The organism is Sphingomonas sp. BT-65, from assembly GCF_026107375.2.
In the GTDB taxonomy this organism is placed as follows: domain Bacteria; phylum Pseudomonadota; class Alphaproteobacteria; order Sphingomonadales; family Sphingomonadaceae; genus Sphingomonas.
The window spans coordinates 1,890,835-1,905,581 of sequence record NZ_JAPCIA010000001.1; the positions used below are offsets into that span (position 1 = coordinate 1,890,835).

Annotated in this window: 15 protein-coding genes; 9 read left to right on the forward strand and 6 right to left on the reverse strand. The window is 65.7% G+C overall.

Annotation, left to right across the window (positions count from 1 at the left end):
- Positions 1–4 precede the first annotated feature (4 nt).
- Positions 5–877: a LysR family transcriptional regulator gene (locus tag OK349_RS09100; RefSeq protein WP_265118569.1), complete on the reverse strand. Its 873-nt coding sequence runs from the start codon at positions 875–877 to the stop codon at positions 5–7.
- Between the two features lie 106 nt (positions 878–983).
- Here OK349_RS09100 and bla point away from each other — a divergent pair, with 106 nt between their 5' ends.
- Genes bla through OK349_RS09120 form a run of 4 tightly spaced genes read left to right on the forward strand, consistent with a single transcriptional unit; the run spans position 984 to position 3,669 of the window.
- Positions 984–1,892 carry a subclass B3 metallo-beta-lactamase gene (gene bla, locus OK349_RS09105; RefSeq protein WP_265117500.1) on the forward strand — a complete coding sequence of 303 codons (909 nt, stop codon included), beginning with the start codon at positions 984–986 and terminating at the stop codon, positions 1,890–1,892.
- Positions 1,893–1,935: 43 nt separating this feature from the next.
- Positions 1,936–2,838 carry a DMT family transporter gene (locus tag OK349_RS09110; RefSeq protein WP_265117501.1) on the forward strand — a complete coding sequence of 301 codons (903 nt, stop codon included), beginning with the start codon at positions 1,936–1,938 and terminating at the stop codon, positions 2,836–2,838.
- Positions 2,835–3,314 (forward strand): GNAT family N-acetyltransferase, encoded by a 480-nt coding sequence (locus OK349_RS09115; RefSeq protein WP_265117502.1) that lies wholly within the window; start codon positions 2,835–2,837, stop codon positions 3,312–3,314. Before OK349_RS09110 ends, OK349_RS09115 begins: the two co-directional genes overlap by 4 nt.
- The gene (locus OK349_RS09120) at positions 3,304–3,669 is read left to right on the forward strand and encodes a TfoX/Sxy family protein (protein ID WP_265117503.1); all 366 of its coding nucleotides are present in this window, start codon (positions 3,304–3,306) and stop codon (positions 3,667–3,669) included. The genes OK349_RS09115 and OK349_RS09120 overlap by 11 nt, the downstream gene beginning before the upstream one ends.
- Here OK349_RS09120 and OK349_RS09125 read toward each other — a convergent pair.
- From OK349_RS09125 to OK349_RS09135, 3 genes are read right to left on the reverse strand one after another with little or no spacing between them, the layout of a single operon-like run.
- On the reverse strand, positions 3,650–4,309 hold the full coding sequence (locus OK349_RS09125; protein WP_265117504.1) for a DUF1345 domain-containing protein: 660 nt from the start codon (positions 4,307–4,309) through the stop codon (positions 3,650–3,652). The two genes, OK349_RS09120 and OK349_RS09125, sit on opposite strands and share 20 nt — an antisense overlap.
- Before the next feature lie 47 nt (positions 4,310–4,356).
- On the reverse strand, positions 4,357–4,896 hold the full coding sequence (gene ppa, locus OK349_RS09130; protein ID WP_265117505.1) for an inorganic diphosphatase: 540 nt from the start codon (positions 4,894–4,896) through the stop codon (positions 4,357–4,359).
- A gap of 31 nt (positions 4,897–4,927) precedes the next feature.
- Positions 4,928–6,844 (reverse strand): M61 family metallopeptidase, encoded by a 1,917-nt coding sequence (locus OK349_RS09135; RefSeq protein ID WP_265117506.1) that lies wholly within the window; start codon positions 6,842–6,844, stop codon positions 4,928–4,930.
- 288 nt (positions 6,845–7,132) lie between these two features.
- On the opposite strand from OK349_RS09135, the gene OK349_RS09140 reads away from it, so the two are divergent.
- Positions 7,133–8,467: a methyltransferase family protein gene (locus OK349_RS09140; RefSeq protein ID WP_265117507.1), complete on the forward strand. Its 1,335-nt coding sequence runs from the start codon at positions 7,133–7,135 to the stop codon at positions 8,465–8,467.
- A 181-nt stretch (positions 8,468–8,648) separates the two neighbouring features.
- On the opposite strand, the gene OK349_RS09145 is transcribed toward OK349_RS09140, so the two are convergent.
- Positions 8,649–9,071: a DUF6959 family protein gene (locus OK349_RS09145; protein WP_265117508.1), complete on the reverse strand. Its 423-nt coding sequence runs from the start codon at positions 9,069–9,071 to the stop codon at positions 8,649–8,651.
- 123 nt (positions 9,072–9,194) lie between these two features.
- Between OK349_RS09145 and OK349_RS09150 the strand changes: the two genes are divergently transcribed.
- Positions 9,195–10,193 (forward strand): DUF4062 domain-containing protein, encoded by a 999-nt coding sequence (locus OK349_RS09150; RefSeq protein WP_265117509.1) that lies wholly within the window; start codon positions 9,195–9,197, stop codon positions 10,191–10,193.
- A 60-nt stretch (positions 10,194–10,253) separates the two neighbouring features.
- Here the strand turns inward: OK349_RS09150 and galU are convergent, their stop codons facing one another.
- Positions 10,254–11,132, reverse strand: a complete 879-nt coding sequence (galU, locus tag OK349_RS09155) for a UTP--glucose-1-phosphate uridylyltransferase GalU (RefSeq protein ID WP_265117510.1) — start codon at positions 11,130–11,132, stop codon at positions 10,254–10,256.
- A 78-nt stretch (positions 11,133–11,210) separates the two neighbouring features.
- Here galU and OK349_RS09160 point away from each other — a divergent pair, with 78 nt between their 5' ends.
- The 3 genes from OK349_RS09160 to wecC are packed head-to-tail and all read left to right on the forward strand — an operon-like array spanning position 11,211 to position 14,682.
- Positions 11,211–12,230: an NAD-dependent epimerase/dehydratase family protein gene (locus tag OK349_RS09160; protein ID WP_265117511.1), complete on the forward strand. Its 1,020-nt coding sequence runs from the start codon at positions 11,211–11,213 to the stop codon at positions 12,228–12,230.
- Between the two features lie 39 nt (positions 12,231–12,269).
- Positions 12,270–13,400: a non-hydrolyzing UDP-N-acetylglucosamine 2-epimerase gene (gene wecB, locus OK349_RS09165; RefSeq protein ID WP_265117512.1), complete on the forward strand. Its 1,131-nt coding sequence runs from the start codon at positions 12,270–12,272 to the stop codon at positions 13,398–13,400.
- Positions 13,384–14,682: a UDP-N-acetyl-D-mannosamine dehydrogenase gene (gene wecC, locus OK349_RS09170; RefSeq protein WP_265117513.1), complete on the forward strand. Its 1,299-nt coding sequence runs from the start codon at positions 13,384–13,386 to the stop codon at positions 14,680–14,682. The genes wecB and wecC overlap by 17 nt, the downstream gene beginning before the upstream one ends.
- Positions 14,683–14,747 lie beyond the last annotated feature (65 nt).

The following is a 14,747-nucleotide window of genomic DNA, read 5'->3' on the forward strand; positions in this document are numbered from 1 at the left end:
CATTTCAAGCGGCGCCGGCCGCCGCGGACAGCCACGCCGCGAACGCCTGCATCGCCGCGCTCTCGCGCCGCGAGTTGAGGCGGGTCAGCCAGTAGCGGCCCAGCGCGATCTCAACGGCGAAGGGCTGGACGAGGCGTTCCGCGGCGAGGTCGACTTCGAACATCGCCGGCGGCGCCAGCGCAACTCCATGACCGGCGAGCGCCGCGGCGATCATCACCGCCGAACTGTCGAACACCGGCCCCGTCAGACGCGGGCTTGGCGCGCCCGCAGCTTCGAACCAGCGCGGCCATTCGTCGGGTCGATAGGAGCGCAGCAGCGTCTCGCGGGCGAGATCGGCGGGCGTGGCGAGACGCGCGGCGATGGCTGGCGCGCAGAGCGGCGACAGCGGTGCGGCGATCAGCGGGACGGCATAGGTGCCATGCCACGCGCCGTCGCCGAAGCGGATCGCGTAATCCAGCCCCTCACCTGCCAGATCGACGCGGTTGTTGTTGGTCAGCAACCGAAGATCGACTTGCGGATGCGCGCGCTGAAAGTCGTCGAGCCGCGGCAGCAGCCAGCCGGTGGCGAAGGTGCCGACCACGCCGACCGTCAGCACCTCGCGCATCCGGCCGCCCTCGTAACGGTCGAGCGTCTCGCCGATCCGGTCGAACGCGTCGCCCAACACCGGCACCAGCGCCAGCCCCTCGTCGGTGAGCGCGAGGCCGCGCGGCAGGCGGCGGAACAACGGCACGCCGAGCCGCCGCTCGAGCAGCGCGACCTGATGGCTCACCGCCCCCTGGCTGACGCACAGCTCGGCCGCGGCGCGGGTGAAGTTGAGATGCCGCGCCGCCGCCTCGAAGGCGCGCAACGCGTTGAGCGGGAGCTGGGGGCGGTCCATGTGCGAAGCATGAACTGTGCTCATGCCTAAGTCGAGAATTGATGCTTTGTGCGGCCCGGACTTCATCGGCATTTTGTGCCGGAACCCGGATCGGTGGAGGATAAGGATGAGGAAAGCTGGATTCGCATTGGCCGCGCTCACCTTGCTAACCGGGCAGGCCGACGGGCAGCGCGCCGACCGCGACGACCCGCTGCTGCGCCCGATCGCGGCGGACTATGCTGCGCGCTGGCTGGAGCCGCAGGCGCCGGTGCGGCTCCATGGCCAGAGCTATTATGTCGGATTCAAGGGGCTGGGCGTGGTGCTCGTGCGCACGTCCGCCGGCCTGATCCTGTTCGACGGCGGGGTGCCGCAATCGGTGCGCGCGATCCAGGCCAATATCCGCAAGCTCGGCTTCGACCCGAAGCAGATCAAGTACATCCTCGTCACCGAACCGCACTGGGACCATGCCGGTGGCGTCGCCGCGCTGGCGCGCGACAGTGGCGCGATGGTGATCGCGGGCGCGGCGGCGGTGGCTGAGCTGCGTCGCGGCAATGTCGGCCCGGACGATCCGCAGGCGGGCATCCATGCGCAGATGCCCGGCGTGACGCGGGTCCGGGGCGTGCGCGATGGCGAGCAGGTGCGGCTCGGCGGCGTGACGGTTACGGCGCAGGCGACGCCCGGCCATACCGCGGGCAGCACGAGCTGGTCATGGCAATCCTGCGAAGGCAAGACCTGCGCGACCCTTGTGTTCGCCGCCAGCATCAACCCGGTGAGCGCAGACGAGTACCGCTTCACCGACCATCCCGAGCGCGTCGCGCTGCTGCGCCGCGGCGCGGCCAAGCTCGCCGCGCTGCGCTGCGACATCGCCATCCCCTCGCACCCCGACACCAACGACACGCTCAAGCACCTCGCCGCGCTCGAACGTTCGCGGGTGCGCAACCCGCTGCTCGACAAGGCCGCCTGCCGCTCGCTCGCGGCGACCTATAGCGAGCGGCTCGATGCGCGGCTGGCAAAGGAGAAGGCGGAGCGGCGCTAGGCGGCGATTGACCCGGCCGCGCGGGACCGCCAAGCGCGATCGGGTGAATCGTTCCACCTCCCCATTGATCGCCTTCGCCGTCGCGGCGCTCGGCATCGCGATCTTCTCGTCGATGGACGCGCTGATGAAGGGGCTGGTGATCGCGCTCGGCACCTACAATGCGCTGACCTGGCGCATGCTCGCCGGAACGGTGGTGAGCGGCATCCCCTACGCCCTTTCCCGCCCGCGCTGGCCGGCGCGCGCGGTGATGCGCATCCACCTCATGCGCGGGCTGGTGTCGGCGGTGATGGCCTATCTGTTCTTCTGGGGCCTCGGGCGCGTGCCGATGGCGCAGGCGATTGCGCTGTCCTTCATCGCGCCGATCATCGTGCTGTTCCTCGCCGCGCTGATCCTCAAGGAGCGGATCACCCGCGTGGCCCTCATCGCCACCGCCATGGCTTTTGCCGGGGTGCTGGTGATCCTGTGGGGCCAGGCGCGCGCCGAGCTTGGACCCGAGGCGTTCTGGGGCGCGATCGCGATCCTCGTCTCCGCCGTCTGCTATGCCTGGAACATCATCCTGATGCGCCAGCAGTCGCTGGTCGCCGGACCGGGCGAGGTCGCCTTCTACCAGACGCTGATCGTGACCGCGGTCTATCTGCTCGCCGCCCCATGGCTGATGGTCGTGCCGCCGCTGGCCGAAGTGCCGGCGCTGGTGCTGGCGGCGATGCTGGCGACGGCGTCGCTGTTCCTGCTCTCCTGGGCCTATGCCCGGGCCGAGGCGAGCTATCTCGCGCCGACCGAATATACCGGCTTCCTGTGGGCGACGCTCTGGGGCTGGGTGGTGTTCGGCGAGCGCGTATCCCTTTTCACCGTCGCCGGGGCGGCGCTGATCGTCGGCGGGTGTATCCTCGCCGCCGGGCGGCGCGACAACGCCCCGGTGGCCGACAGCGAGGCGCAATTGCCATGATCTCGATTCGACAAGCGGGACCCGAGGATGTCGAGCTGGTCGCGGACTTCATCCGCAAGCTCGCCGATTACGAGAAGCTGGCGCACGAGGTACGCTTCGATCCCGAGATACTGCGCGCGCATCTGTTCGGCACGCACCCGGCAGCGGAGGTGCTGATCGGCGAGGTCGACGGCGTGCCCAGCGGCTTCGCGCTGTTCTTCCAGACCTTCTCGACCTTCGAGGGCAGGCCGGGGATCTGGCTCGAGGACCTGTTCGTCGATCCCGTCGTGCGCGGCGGCGGGCTCGGCCGCGCGCTGCTGTCGCGGCTCGCGGCGTTGGTGGTCGAGCGCGGCGGGGCGCGGCTCGAATGGAATGTGCTCGACTGGAACGAGCTCGGCAAGGGCTTCTACCGCAGCATCGGCGCGGCGCATGTCGAGAGCTGGGAACGCTGGCGGATGGAGATCGACGCGATCCGGAGCCTCGCCGATGGCGGCTGACATGGCATTGGTCGAATGGGCCAAGGAGTCGCTGGCGCCGCTGGGGACGATCAGCTTCCGGCGGATGATGGGTGCGGGCGTGCTCTATTGCGACGGCACGGTGTTCGCGGTGGTCGACGCGGAAGCGATCTACTTCAAGTCGGATGCCGAGAGCGCGCCGATCTGGGATTCGGCCGGCTGCCCGCCCTTCACCTTCGAGGGAAAGGACGGCGAGACCGTCGCGACGAAATTCCGCCGCGCGCCGGACGACGTGTACGACGATGCGGATGCGATGCGGCAATGGGCGGCGCTGGGGGTGGAGGCCGGGCTTCGCGCGCCCGCGAAGAAGCCGAAGGCTAGCCGCCGAGCGCGTTGATCGTGAAGGCGATGATGCCGAGGTTGAAGACGAACGCGGTGACGCAGTGGAAGGTTACCGCGCGGCGCATCGGCCGGCTCGTGATCGTCACGTCGCTGGTCTGGAAGGTCATGCCCAGGCACCAGGCGAAATAGACGAAGTCCGAATAGTCGGGCTCGGGCGTCTGCGGGAATTCCAGCCCACCGGCGTCCTGCCCGTGGCGTTGCGTGTAGAAGAGATGCGCATAGTGCAGCGCATAGACCGTGTTGCCGAACAGCCAGCAGATCGCGAGCGTCGCGATGACCAGCGTGAGGCTCCGCGGCTCGGGCGCGCCGTGCGGGACCAGCACGCTGGCGACGGTGGCGAACACCGCAAGGCTGATCGCCCCGGTGATGACGAGCAGCGCGACGCGGTTGGCGTCGTTGGCCCGCGCGGCGGCGCGGATATGGTGCGATTCATGGCGGAACAGCGGGAGGCACGACGCGAGGAACAGCAATGCCGCCGCGTCGAACGCCGCCATCACGCCGAAGCGGTCGCCAAGCGGCGGGATCGCGACGACGCATCCCGCGGCAAGCGCCGCGGCGAAGAGCAGGAAGCGCAGCGGGGCGACCAGGTTGCCGATGCCCCGGCGGTGCTGTGTGCCATGTGCCCCGTCCCGCATCCCCCCAGACTAGGCGAGATGCGGGCGGCTGGCCAGATCGCGGCGGCTCAGGCGGCCTTGGCGTTCTTCGCGGCTTCGATCGCCTCGAGCACGATGCGGCGCGCTTCGTCGGCATCGCCCCAGTCGCCGACGCGGACCCACTTCTCGGTCTCCAGATCCTTGTAGTGCTTGAAGAAGTGTTCGATCTGCTGGAGCACGATCGAGGGCAGGTCCTGGCGCTCGCCGACGTCCGAATAATAGGGGAAGGTGGTGTCGACGGGCACGCAGATCAGCTTCTCGTCGCCGCCATGCTCGTCCTCGAGCTTGAGCACGGCGATCGGGCGCGCGCGCACGACGCAGCCCGGGACGAAGGGCGAGCGCGCGATCACCAGCGCGTCGAGCGGATCGCCATCGGGCGACAGCGTGTGCGGTACGAAGCCATAATTCGCCGGATAGCGCATCGGCGTGTGCAGGATGCGGTCGACGAACAGCGCGCCCGACGCCTTGTCGAACTCGTACTTCACCGGCTCGCCGCCGGTCGGCACTTCGATGATGACGTTCAGGCTGTGCGGCGGATTGTCGCCGACAGGGATCATGTCGATACGCATCAAAACTTCCTTTGTTGGTTCGGCTTCCCCGTCAGCGCGGGGCTAGCAACCGATCCAGGCCACCCTCTCCGGTGCCGATTTTCTCGAGGCGCGGATAGCGCAGGCCGCCATGATAGTCGATGGCTAGTTCGCGGTAGCGGGTGCCGCTCTTGACCAGCAGCTTGATCGGCGCCTTGCCGCCCTTCGCCGCCTTGATCGCGTCCTTCAGGCGATCGTCCGAATATTCGCGGCCGTCGACCGCAACGATCGTGTCGCCGAGGTCGAGCCCGGCCTCGAACGCCGGCGAATCCCAGGTGACGCCCCCGATCGCTCCGCCCTTGCCGACCGAAATGCCGAGCGAATAGCTCAAATCGACGCGGCTGGTGCGCTTCTCGCTGTCCTTGAACGCCGCGGTCGGCTCGTCGGTATAGACCAGGCGATAGCCGTTGGCGGTGAAGCCGGTGAGCGGGGCGCGCTCGGACAGGCCGTTGAGACGGGTGTTGAGGAACGTCGCCCAGTCATAGGGCTGGATCGCGCCCAGCGTCGCGACGACGTCCTCGAACCGGTAAGTGAGCACGCCCCAGTCGCCGTCGCGCACGCCGAAGAAGGCGCGGGCGAAATCGTCCAGCGACTTGGTCCCGCCGCTTTCCTTGCGCAGGATCGAATCGGCCTCGAGCCACACCAGCAGCCCCTCGTTGTAATAATCCTCCGAGCGCTGCCAGCTCACCCAGCCCTTGGGGCGGCGCGCGGAGATGATCGGATCGTTGGTCGTGTCGATCAGCGGCCGCCAGGTCCGCGCGGGGCGGTTGTCGAGGCTGGCGGCGATGTTGGCCAGCATGTCGAGCGTGTCCTGCTTCGACACGATGCCCGAGCGCGCCTGGAGGATATAGCCCCAGAATTGGGTCTGCCCCTCATAGACCCATAGCAGCGAATCGCGCATCGGCGTGCGGAAGTCCGGGGTCCAGCTGTCGGCGCCGCGGCGGAACTTGCCGTTCCAGCTGTGCGTGAATTCGTGCGGGAGCAGGTTGCGTGAGCCGGGGCCGTCATTCCACTTGGTGAAATAGCCGGGCTTCACGCCGTTCTCGGAGCTGCGATGATGCTCGAGCCCGATCCCGCCCATCTCGTCGCTGATCGCGAGCAGGAATTCGTAGCGGTCGTAATGCTGCGCGCCGAACAGCTTGACCGACTGCTCGACCAGGCGCTTGTGCGCGTCGATCTGCTCGGGCTTGGCCTCCAGCTCCGCCGGCTCGTCGGCGAAGACGTTGAGGTCGACGCGGTCCGACAGCTTGAACTCGCGATAGTTGCGGCCGGCGAAGACGGGCGAGTCGATCAGCGTCTCATAGTCGGTCGTCTCATAGACATAGTCGCGGCCGACCCTCTTCGCGGGCAGACCCGACACCGCGGTCCAGCCCTCGGGATAGGTCACGGTCGCCTGGATCGGGATACGCCGCGTGAACCAGCCGGCGGGATAGAGGCTCACCTGCTCGAACTCGAGGTTGAGCATGGCCGGCGCGATCGAGACGCGGCCCTGGTCGGGATCGGTGGCGCCGGTGAACTGGAACGCGATGTCGAGCTGCTTCGCGCCGCGCGGCACCTCGACATGGAACGCCCAGACATCGACCGTGTCGCGCTTCCACGGCACCGCCTTGCCGCCCGCGCTGATCTTGAGGCCGGTCAGCTTTTCGATCTCGCCGCGCGCGGCATGCTTGCCCGGTAGCCAGGCGGGCATCAGCAGCACCATGTGCCCGGCCTCCGCCACCGGCAGCGTCTGCTTCACGCGATAGATCGCCTGCTGGACGTTGGTCGCGTCGACCTTGAGCACGATCGTGCCGGGATAGGCGGCGTCGCGGGCCACGGGGATGCGGTTGTCGAACGGCAGCGGCTGGGGCGCGGAGTTCTGGCCGAAAGCGGAGGGGGCGGTGGCGGAGGTGGCGAGCAACAGGGCAGTGAGCGCAAGGGCGCGGCGCATAAGGGCCTCAATCGGAAGGGAGGATATGTTGTCACCTTTAGGCGCGAGCGGCGCGGCGCGTAAAGTGCCAACGGCGGTGCGGAGGACGGGACCAGCAATTCCTCCCCCGGAGGGGGAGGTGGCAGCGCGCAGCGCTGACGGAGGGGTAGTTTCGTCAGGCGGCATCGCTTGCCGAGACTACCCCTCCACCGCCTGCGGCGGTCCCCCTCCCCCTCCGGGGGAGGATTTAGGAAGCCTCGCAAACACCCTTCACGCCTTGCTTACCATTCGCGCGCTATGCGGGGCGCCATGTATCACGACGCCGCTCTCGCCACGCAGGCCAAGGCCGATCCGCGGCCCAAGTCGGCGGTCAGCACCGGCTGCGGGCTCGCGGGGCTGCTCGGCATGGCCTGCTGGCTCGTCTATGCGCGGATCCACGGGCTCGACGGACCCTATGCGGCGCTGGTCAACCTGCTCGCCGGCGGCCTGCCGATGGTGCTGTGGGCGGTGCTGGTCGACAAGGTGCACCGCAACCCGACCACCGGCGTCAAATGGGAGAACCCCAGGCCGCTCAAGGAAACGCTCGACATCTCGATCACCAAGATCGCCGGGCTGTGGCTGACCTGGGGCGGGATCGCGGCGATCTATGCGGTGTGCCGCTTCTATTGGGAGGGCAATTTCGCCTTCGCCATGTGGTGCTTCCAGGTGTCGGCGCCGGGGCTGTTTATCCTCTCCGTGCCATACGTCCTTTGGATCGACCGGCGGCTGGAAAAGCCCAGGGACGGCGCGTGGATGCTCGGCGCCTGGCTGCTCGGCAGCAAGGAGGCGATCGACGAGGAGGCGATCCACAATCACCTGCGCAGCTGGGCGGTGAAGGCGTTCTTCCTCGCCTTCATGCTCGCGATCGTGCCGCCAGGGTTCAGCGGGTTCGTCCGCGCAAGCACCGATGGCATCCTGAGCAATCCGATCGCGCTCGCCAACTGGCTGATCACCGGCATGTTCATGTTCGACGTGGCGTTCGCGACGGTGGGCTATATCCTGACCTTCCGCCCGCTCGACAGCCATATCCGCACCGCAAATCCCTATGCCGCGGGCTGGGCGTTCGCCCTCATTTGCTACCCGCCCTTCATCCTGATGGGGAATGGCGGGCCGCTGGACTATCATCCGGGCACGTCGGACTGGACGCACTGGCTGGCGGGCCACGATATCCTGCTGTGGATCACCGGCGCGGTGCTGGTGGCGCTGACCGCAATCTATGCCTGGGCGACGATGGCGTTCGGCTTCCGCTTCTCCAACCTCACGCATCGCGGGATCATCACGCACGGGCCGTATGCGTGGACGCGGCACCCGGCGTATCTCTCCAAGAACCTGTTCTGGTGGATCAGCACCTGCCCGCTGCTGGTGACGACGGGCAGTCTCTACGACGCGGTGCGCGCAACGGTGCTGCTCGCCGCGGTGAGCGGCGTCTATTACATCCGCGCCAAGACCGAGGAAAAGCACCTCGGCGCCGACCCGGCGTATCGGGAGTATAGCGAGTGGATGGAGCGCAACGCGCCCGTGCCGCGGCTGGTGGCGTGGGTGACGGGGCGAAAGTTCAAGCCGGGGTATGCGGGGTTGAAGGATTTGGATCAGCGCGCCGGTTGATTTCAGCTCGCGAAGTTGACGAGGTTACGCGGAACGCGATTCATTCTGTCAACTTGGTCGCCTTTGTCCGGCGGTGATTCCCGGGGGCCATTGAACCGAGCGAATCGACGCAATCAAAGAGCGGCCGCCATGCAGCCCGTCGATGCAAGCAAACCAATTCCAACATTGCAAGCGGAGTAGGTTAGCGGTCATTCACTTCCGCGGAAAAAGGCAACTCAAGATCATGCTCGCGCAAGACCTGTGCGTATAGATCGACCCGAGATTGCAGGGCCTCCGCTAACTCCTTCAAGACATACCACTGATCGGAGTCAGGCTCAGCGTCCACAAGTGCGTCTGCAGCCATCTGGCTGAAACTATACAGAGTGTCTCCCTGGATAAGTACCCCTGGAAACTTGCGGCCCGGGTGCCGCATGATGGCAGCGTTCGTGGTATCAGAGTAAATCTCGACCGGCTCTGTTCGCATGCAGTCCTCCAAGTTTGCTGGAGATTGCCGCCCGAACGGAATGTCTGCAATTGGGTCGTTAGCCGACTGGCCGCTTTGGCCGAAGGAACGCAACGCGCCCGTGCCGAGGCTGGTGGCGTGGGTGACGGGGTGGAAGCACACGTCGCCTGTGGCGGAGTAAGCTAGGAACCGAAATCGATAAGATGTGTCCGGCGTGCAGCCCCAGAGCTTGCGTGCGCTCGTGTCGTTTGTAACAGATATGCTTCGCACCGGGGGGCATTACCTATGCAAAAGAAGTTTCAGGTCTTTGTGTCTTCCACATTCCGCGATCTTGCGGATGAAAGACAAGATGCTATCCGAAGCATACTAGACCTAGGTCACATTCCCGCGGGGATGGAATTGTTTCCAGCCTCAGATACCGAGCAACTATCCTATATTAAGAAAGTAATAGACGAATGCGACTATTATATACTTATTATGGGTGGAAGGTACGGGTCTTTAGACGATCAAGGCATAAGCTTTACAGAGAGGGAGTATGATTACGCCGTCGAATCCGGCAAAGTAGTTCTAGCATTTGTTCATGGAAATACAGATTCTATTCCTGTAGGAAAATCAGACATATCTCAAAGGCTAATTGAAAATCTAAATGAATTTCGCGCCAAGGTAATGAGCGGCAGGCTAGTAAGAGAGTGGCAGTCACGGGAGCAATTGGAAGCCCTTGTGGTAAAATCGCTTGTAAGGGCTATTTCAGACTATCCGGCCACCGGATGGGTTCGAGGCGACGCCGTTGCCAGCGAAGAACTATTGGGCCAAGTTAATGACCTTAGAATTGAAAATGATCATCTCCGGTCAGAAAATATTTCCCTTCGATCTTCTCTACAGCCATCAATGAGCGATCTCGCAGATTTATCAGAAGACTTTACACTTCGCTTCTATAGAAACTATAGATATAATGGTCATAGCCGGACAGAAGACAAAGAATTCTCTCTAACTTGGAAAGAGATATTCATAGCGATAGGCATAACTATCGCATCACCTAAATCGGTCGACACTATAAAATATACCATGAAGGATCATCTTAAAGAAAATAAGGAAACTAGTTACGACTGGTACATATACGACTCTGATAAAGCCGTTGTAAAGAACCAGCTTGTCGCCCTAGGCCTAATAAAAGCGTACGTTTCCAAGACATTAAACAGCGGAGCTCTGCATGAGTTCATGCAACTTACCGACATGGGAAAAAAGTTGTTATCTGAAAACTTGGCTGTCAGATCAAAAGCTTGATCCTCGAGCTGGGCACGTTGAATGGCTCGAAGTTTTTTGCGCGAGAGAAGCGCGAAGAGCCTACCCCAGCAACCCCTTCGCAAACGCCCGCACCGCCGGCCCGATGTCCTCGCGGCTCAGCGCCAGCGCCAGATTCGCCTGCGCATATCCCGCCTTGTCGCCGCAATCATAGCGCACGCCCTGGAAGGTGACGCCGTGGAAGGGCTGGCCGCCGATCATGCGGGCCATCGCGTCGGTCAACTGGATCTCGCCGCCCGCGCCCTTTTCCTGCCCCTCGAGCACGCGCATCACCTCCGGCTGGAGGATGTAGCGGCCGATCACGGCGAGGTTGCTCGGCGCGGTGCCGGCCCTGGGCTTCTCGACCAGGCCCTTGACCTCTGTCAGCGTGCCGTCGCGGGTGCCGGGGGTGATCACGCCATATTTGTCGGTCTGGTCCTCGGCCACTTCCTGCGCGCAGATGAGGTTGCCGCCGACCTTGTTGTACGCCTGCACCATCTGTTTGAGGCAGCCGGGCTGGCTCGCCGCGCCGACCATGAAATCGTCCGCGAGCAGCACCGCGAAGGGCTCGTCGCCGACGATGTCGCGCGCGCACCACACGGCATGGCCGAGGCCCATCGGCTCCTGCTGGCGGACATAGGCGACCGCGCCGGGCTTGAGCCGGGTCGCGTCGAGGATCTCGAGCGACTTGCCGCGCGCGGCCATCGTGCTCTCGAGCTCATAGGCGATGTCGAAATGGTCCTCGATCGCGCTCTTGCCGCGGCCGGTGACGAAGATCATCTGCTCGATCCCCGCCTCCAGCGCCTCGTCCACCGCGTACTGGATCAGCGGACGGTCGACGACGGGCAGCATCTCCTTGGGGAGCGCCTTGGTTGCGGGGAGGAATCGGGTGCCGAGTCCGCCGACGGGGAACACGGCCTTGCGCAGTGGCTTGATCGTCATGCCGCGGCGCATAGCCCAAGCCGCGGCCGCGGCAAAGCGCTGGACTTAATGGCGGCGTAACGGCACGCGGATAAGCGCATGACGATGAGCAACCTCGCCAACCGCCGCATCCTGGTGACCGGTTCCGCCGGCTTCATCGGCTTCCATACCGCGCGGCACCTGCTCGACGCGGGCGCGCAGGTGCTCGGAATCGACAATTTCACGCCCTATTACGACGTGTCGCTGAAGGATGCGCGCAACGCGATCCTCGCCGAGCGGCCGGAATTCCGCCTGGCGCGGCTGGGGATCGAGGAGGCCGACGCGCTGGGCGCGGTGTGGCGCGAGTTCGCGCCGGACACGGTGATCCACCTCGCCGCGCAGGCGGGGGTCAGATACTCGATCGATCATCCCGATGCGTATGTCGCGACCAATGTGACGGGTACGTTCAACCTGCTCGAGCTGGCGCGGCATCATCCGGTGCGCCACTTCCTCGCCGCCTCGACCAGCTCGGTCTATGGCGCCAACACCGACATGCCCTTCGCCGAGACCCAGCGCACGCAGACGCCGATGAGCCTCTATGCCGCGACCAAAAGCGCGACCGAGCTGATCGGGCACAGCTATGCGCATCTCTATGGCATCCCGCTGACCTTCTTCCGCTTCTTCACCGTCTATGGCCCGTGGGGGCGGCCCGACATGGCGCTGTTCAAGTTCATGAAGGCGATGGCGGCGGGCGAGGCGATCGACGTCTATGGCCATGGCGAGATGGCGCGCGACTTCACTTATGTGGAGGATCTCGTTGCCGCGCTGGTGGCGCTGATCGATGCGGTGCCGGGGAGCGAGCCGGTGTCGGCCGCCGACAGCCTGTCGCCGGTGGCGCCGTTCCGCAGCGTCAATATCGGCGGAGGCAGCCCGGTGCCGCTGATGGACTATATCGCCGCGCTGGAGGCGGCGATGGGGAGCGAGGCGAAGAAGAACTTCATGGACATGCAGGCCGGCGACGTGCCCGCGACCCATGCCTCGCCCGAGCTGCTGCGCGCGCTGGTCGGGTTCGTGCCGCAGACCCCGGTGCGCGACGGGGTGCAGGCGTTCGTCGACTGGTATCGCAGCTATTATAGCTGACGTGACAGGTCTTTAACGCGGCGGCGCTAAGGGGCGGGCATGACTGACGCAAAAGTCCTGGTGATCTTCGGCACGCGGCCCGAGGCGATCAAGCTGTTCCCCGTGGTGCGCGCGCTGGCTGAGGTCCCCGGCCTCACCGTGCGGACGTGCGTGACGGCGCAGCATCGCGGGTTGCTCGACCAGGTGCTGGAGATTGCGGGCCTCGCGCCCGACATCGACCTTGATCTGATGGAGCCCGGCCAGTCGCTCGACCGGCTGACCGCGCGGCTGCTCACCGGGCTCGGCGAGGTGATGGACGCCGAGCAGCCCGGCCGCGTGCTGGTGCAGGGCGACACCGCGACCGCGATGGTCGGCGCGCTCGCCGCTTATTACCGCAAGGTGCCGGTGGGGCATGTCGAGGCCGGGTTGCGCTCGGGCGACATCTGGCAGCCCTGGCCCGAGGAAGTGAACCGCCGCATCGTCGCGCCGATCGCCGACCAGCATTTCGCGCCGACGGAAACCGCGGCGGAGGCACTCAGGCGCGAGAATATCGATCCGGCGACGATCCATGTGACGGGCAACACCGTGATCGACGCGCTGCTTGCGACGCGCGAGCGGATCGCGGCGGAGCCGGGGCTGGCAGCGGGGCTCGATCCGATCGCCGCGCGCTTCGCCGGCAAGCGGCTGGTGCTCGTCACCACGCATCGCCGCGAGAATTTCGGCGGGGGTATGGAATCGATCGCGCGCGCCATCGCCCGAATCGCCGACCGGACCGACACCGCGGTGCTGTTCCCGATGCACCCCAACCCCAATGTCGTGTCGGTGATGGATTCGGTGCTCGGCGAGCGGGACAATGTCGCGCGGATCGAGCCGCTCGACTACCCGACCTTCATCCGCGCGCTCGACCTCAGCGAGATCGTCCTTTCCGATTCGGGCGGCGTGCAGGAGGAAGCCCCGGCGCTGGGCAAACCGGTGCTGGTGATGCGCGAGACCACCGAGCGGCCCGAGGGGGTCGCGGCGGGCACTGCCAAGCTGGTCGGCACCGATTCCGACCGCATCGTTTCCGAAATCTCAACCCTGTTGGACGACAAGGGCGCCTACCAGGCCATGGCGCGCGCCCACAATCCGTTCGGCGACGGCCATGCCTCGGCACGGATTGCAAAGGTCGTCGCGCATGGATTTGGGCTCTGAACTCAAGGTTGCCGTTCTCGGGCTCGGCTATATCGGGCTGCCCACCGCCGCGGTGATCGCGCGCACCGGCGCGAAGGTGCTGGGCATCGATGTCCACCAGCATGTCGTCGACACGATCAATGCCGGCAAGGTGCATATCGAGGAAGTCGATCTCGACGGCCTCGTCTCGGGCGTGATCGCGCGCGGCACGCTGCGCGCCTCGACCGTGATCGAGCCGTCCGACGTGTTCCTGATCGCGGTGCCGACCCCGTTCGGCGAGAATCACGCCCCGAATATCGGCTATGTGCTCCAGGCCGCGACCAGCATCGCCACGGTGCTCAAGACCGGTGACGTGGTCATTCTCGAATCGACCTCGCCGGTCGGCACCACCGAGAAGGTCGCCGAGCTGCTCAGCCAGCTCCGCCCCGATCTGCGCATCCCCGGCCACTGCACCGGCATTGCCGATGTCGCTATCGCCTATTGCCCCGAGCGCGTGCTGCCCGGCCGCATCCTGGTCGAGCTGATCGACAATGACCGCGTCGTCGGCGGCGTCACCCCGCGTTGCGCGCGTAAGGCGTTGCAATTCTACCGCCGCTTCGTGCGCGGCGCCTGCGTCACCACGTCCGCGCGGGCGGCGGAGATGACCAAGCTCACCGAGAACGCGTTCCGCGACGTCAACATCGCCTTCGCCAACGAGCTGTCGATCGTGGCGGACGGCATGGGCATCGACGTGTGGGAGGTGATCCGCCTCGCCAACCGGCACCCCCGCGTCAACATCCTTTCTCCCGGGCCCGGGGTCGGCGGCCATTGCATCGCCGTCGACCCCTGGTTCCTGGTGGCGGCGGACGCCAAGAACACCCCGCTGATCCGCACCGCGCGCGAAGTGAACGACGGCAAGGTCGACTATACCGTCGCGCGCGCCGAAGCGCTGATCGCCGAACTCCCGGGCGCCCCGGTCGCGTGCCTCGGCCTCGCCTTCAAGGCCAATATCGACGATTTCCGCGAGAGCCCGGCGCTGCACGTGGCAGAGGAACTCGCGGCGCGCCACGGACCGCGCCTGCGCATCGTCGAGCCCTATGCGCGCACCCTCCCTGCCCCGCTCGCCGAAACCGGCGCGCAGCTGATCGATATCGACACCGCGCTCGAGCTCTGCCCGATCCTAATCGTGCTGGTCGACCATGACGTGTTCAAATCGGTCCCGCTCGCCGAGCGCGCCGACAAGCTGGTCTACGACACGCGCGGTATCTGGCCGGACCAGCCGGCGCGCGGCGAGGGTGTGGCGCAGCTGCGATTGGCGATGTGATCCAGTCGATGCACGAACCCACGTTGATTCGTCGGAAGTGGAGTCCAGTTCACAACAACGGCGTT

Coding starts and splice junctions, on each gene's coding strand:
- OK349_RS09100 (WP_265118569.1), bottom strand. CDS start 877: ATGGACCGCCCCCAGCTCCCGCTCAACGCGTTGCGCGCCTTCGAGGCG.
- bla (WP_265117500.1), top strand. CDS start 984: ATGAGGAAAGCTGGATTCGCATTGGCCGCGCTCACCTTGCTAACCGGG.
- OK349_RS09115 (WP_265117502.1), top strand. CDS start 2,835: ATGATCTCGATTCGACAAGCGGGACCCGAGGATGTCGAGCTGGTCGCG.
- OK349_RS09120 (WP_265117503.1), top strand. CDS start 3,304: ATGGCGGCTGACATGGCATTGGTCGAATGGGCCAAGGAGTCGCTGGCG.
- OK349_RS09125 (WP_265117504.1), bottom strand. CDS start 4,309: ATGCGGGACGGGGCACATGGCACACAGCACCGCCGGGGCATCGGCAAC.
- ppa (WP_265117505.1), bottom strand. CDS start 4,896: ATGCGTATCGACATGATCCCTGTCGGCGACAATCCGCCGCACAGCCTG.
- OK349_RS09135 (WP_265117506.1), bottom strand. CDS start 6,844: ATGCGCCGCGCCCTTGCGCTCACTGCCCTGTTGCTCGCCACCTCCGCC.
- OK349_RS09140 (WP_265117507.1), top strand. CDS start 7,133: ATGTATCACGACGCCGCTCTCGCCACGCAGGCCAAGGCCGATCCGCGG.
- OK349_RS09150 (WP_265117509.1), top strand. CDS start 9,195: ATGCAAAAGAAGTTTCAGGTCTTTGTGTCTTCCACATTCCGCGATCTT.
- galU (WP_265117510.1), bottom strand. CDS start 11,132: ATGACGATCAAGCCACTGCGCAAGGCCGTGTTCCCCGTCGGCGGACTC.
- OK349_RS09160 (WP_265117511.1), top strand. CDS start 11,211: ATGACGATGAGCAACCTCGCCAACCGCCGCATCCTGGTGACCGGTTCC.
- wecB (WP_265117512.1), top strand. CDS start 12,270: ATGACTGACGCAAAAGTCCTGGTGATCTTCGGCACGCGGCCCGAGGCG.
- wecC (WP_265117513.1), top strand. CDS start 13,384: ATGGATTTGGGCTCTGAACTCAAGGTTGCCGTTCTCGGGCTCGGCTAT.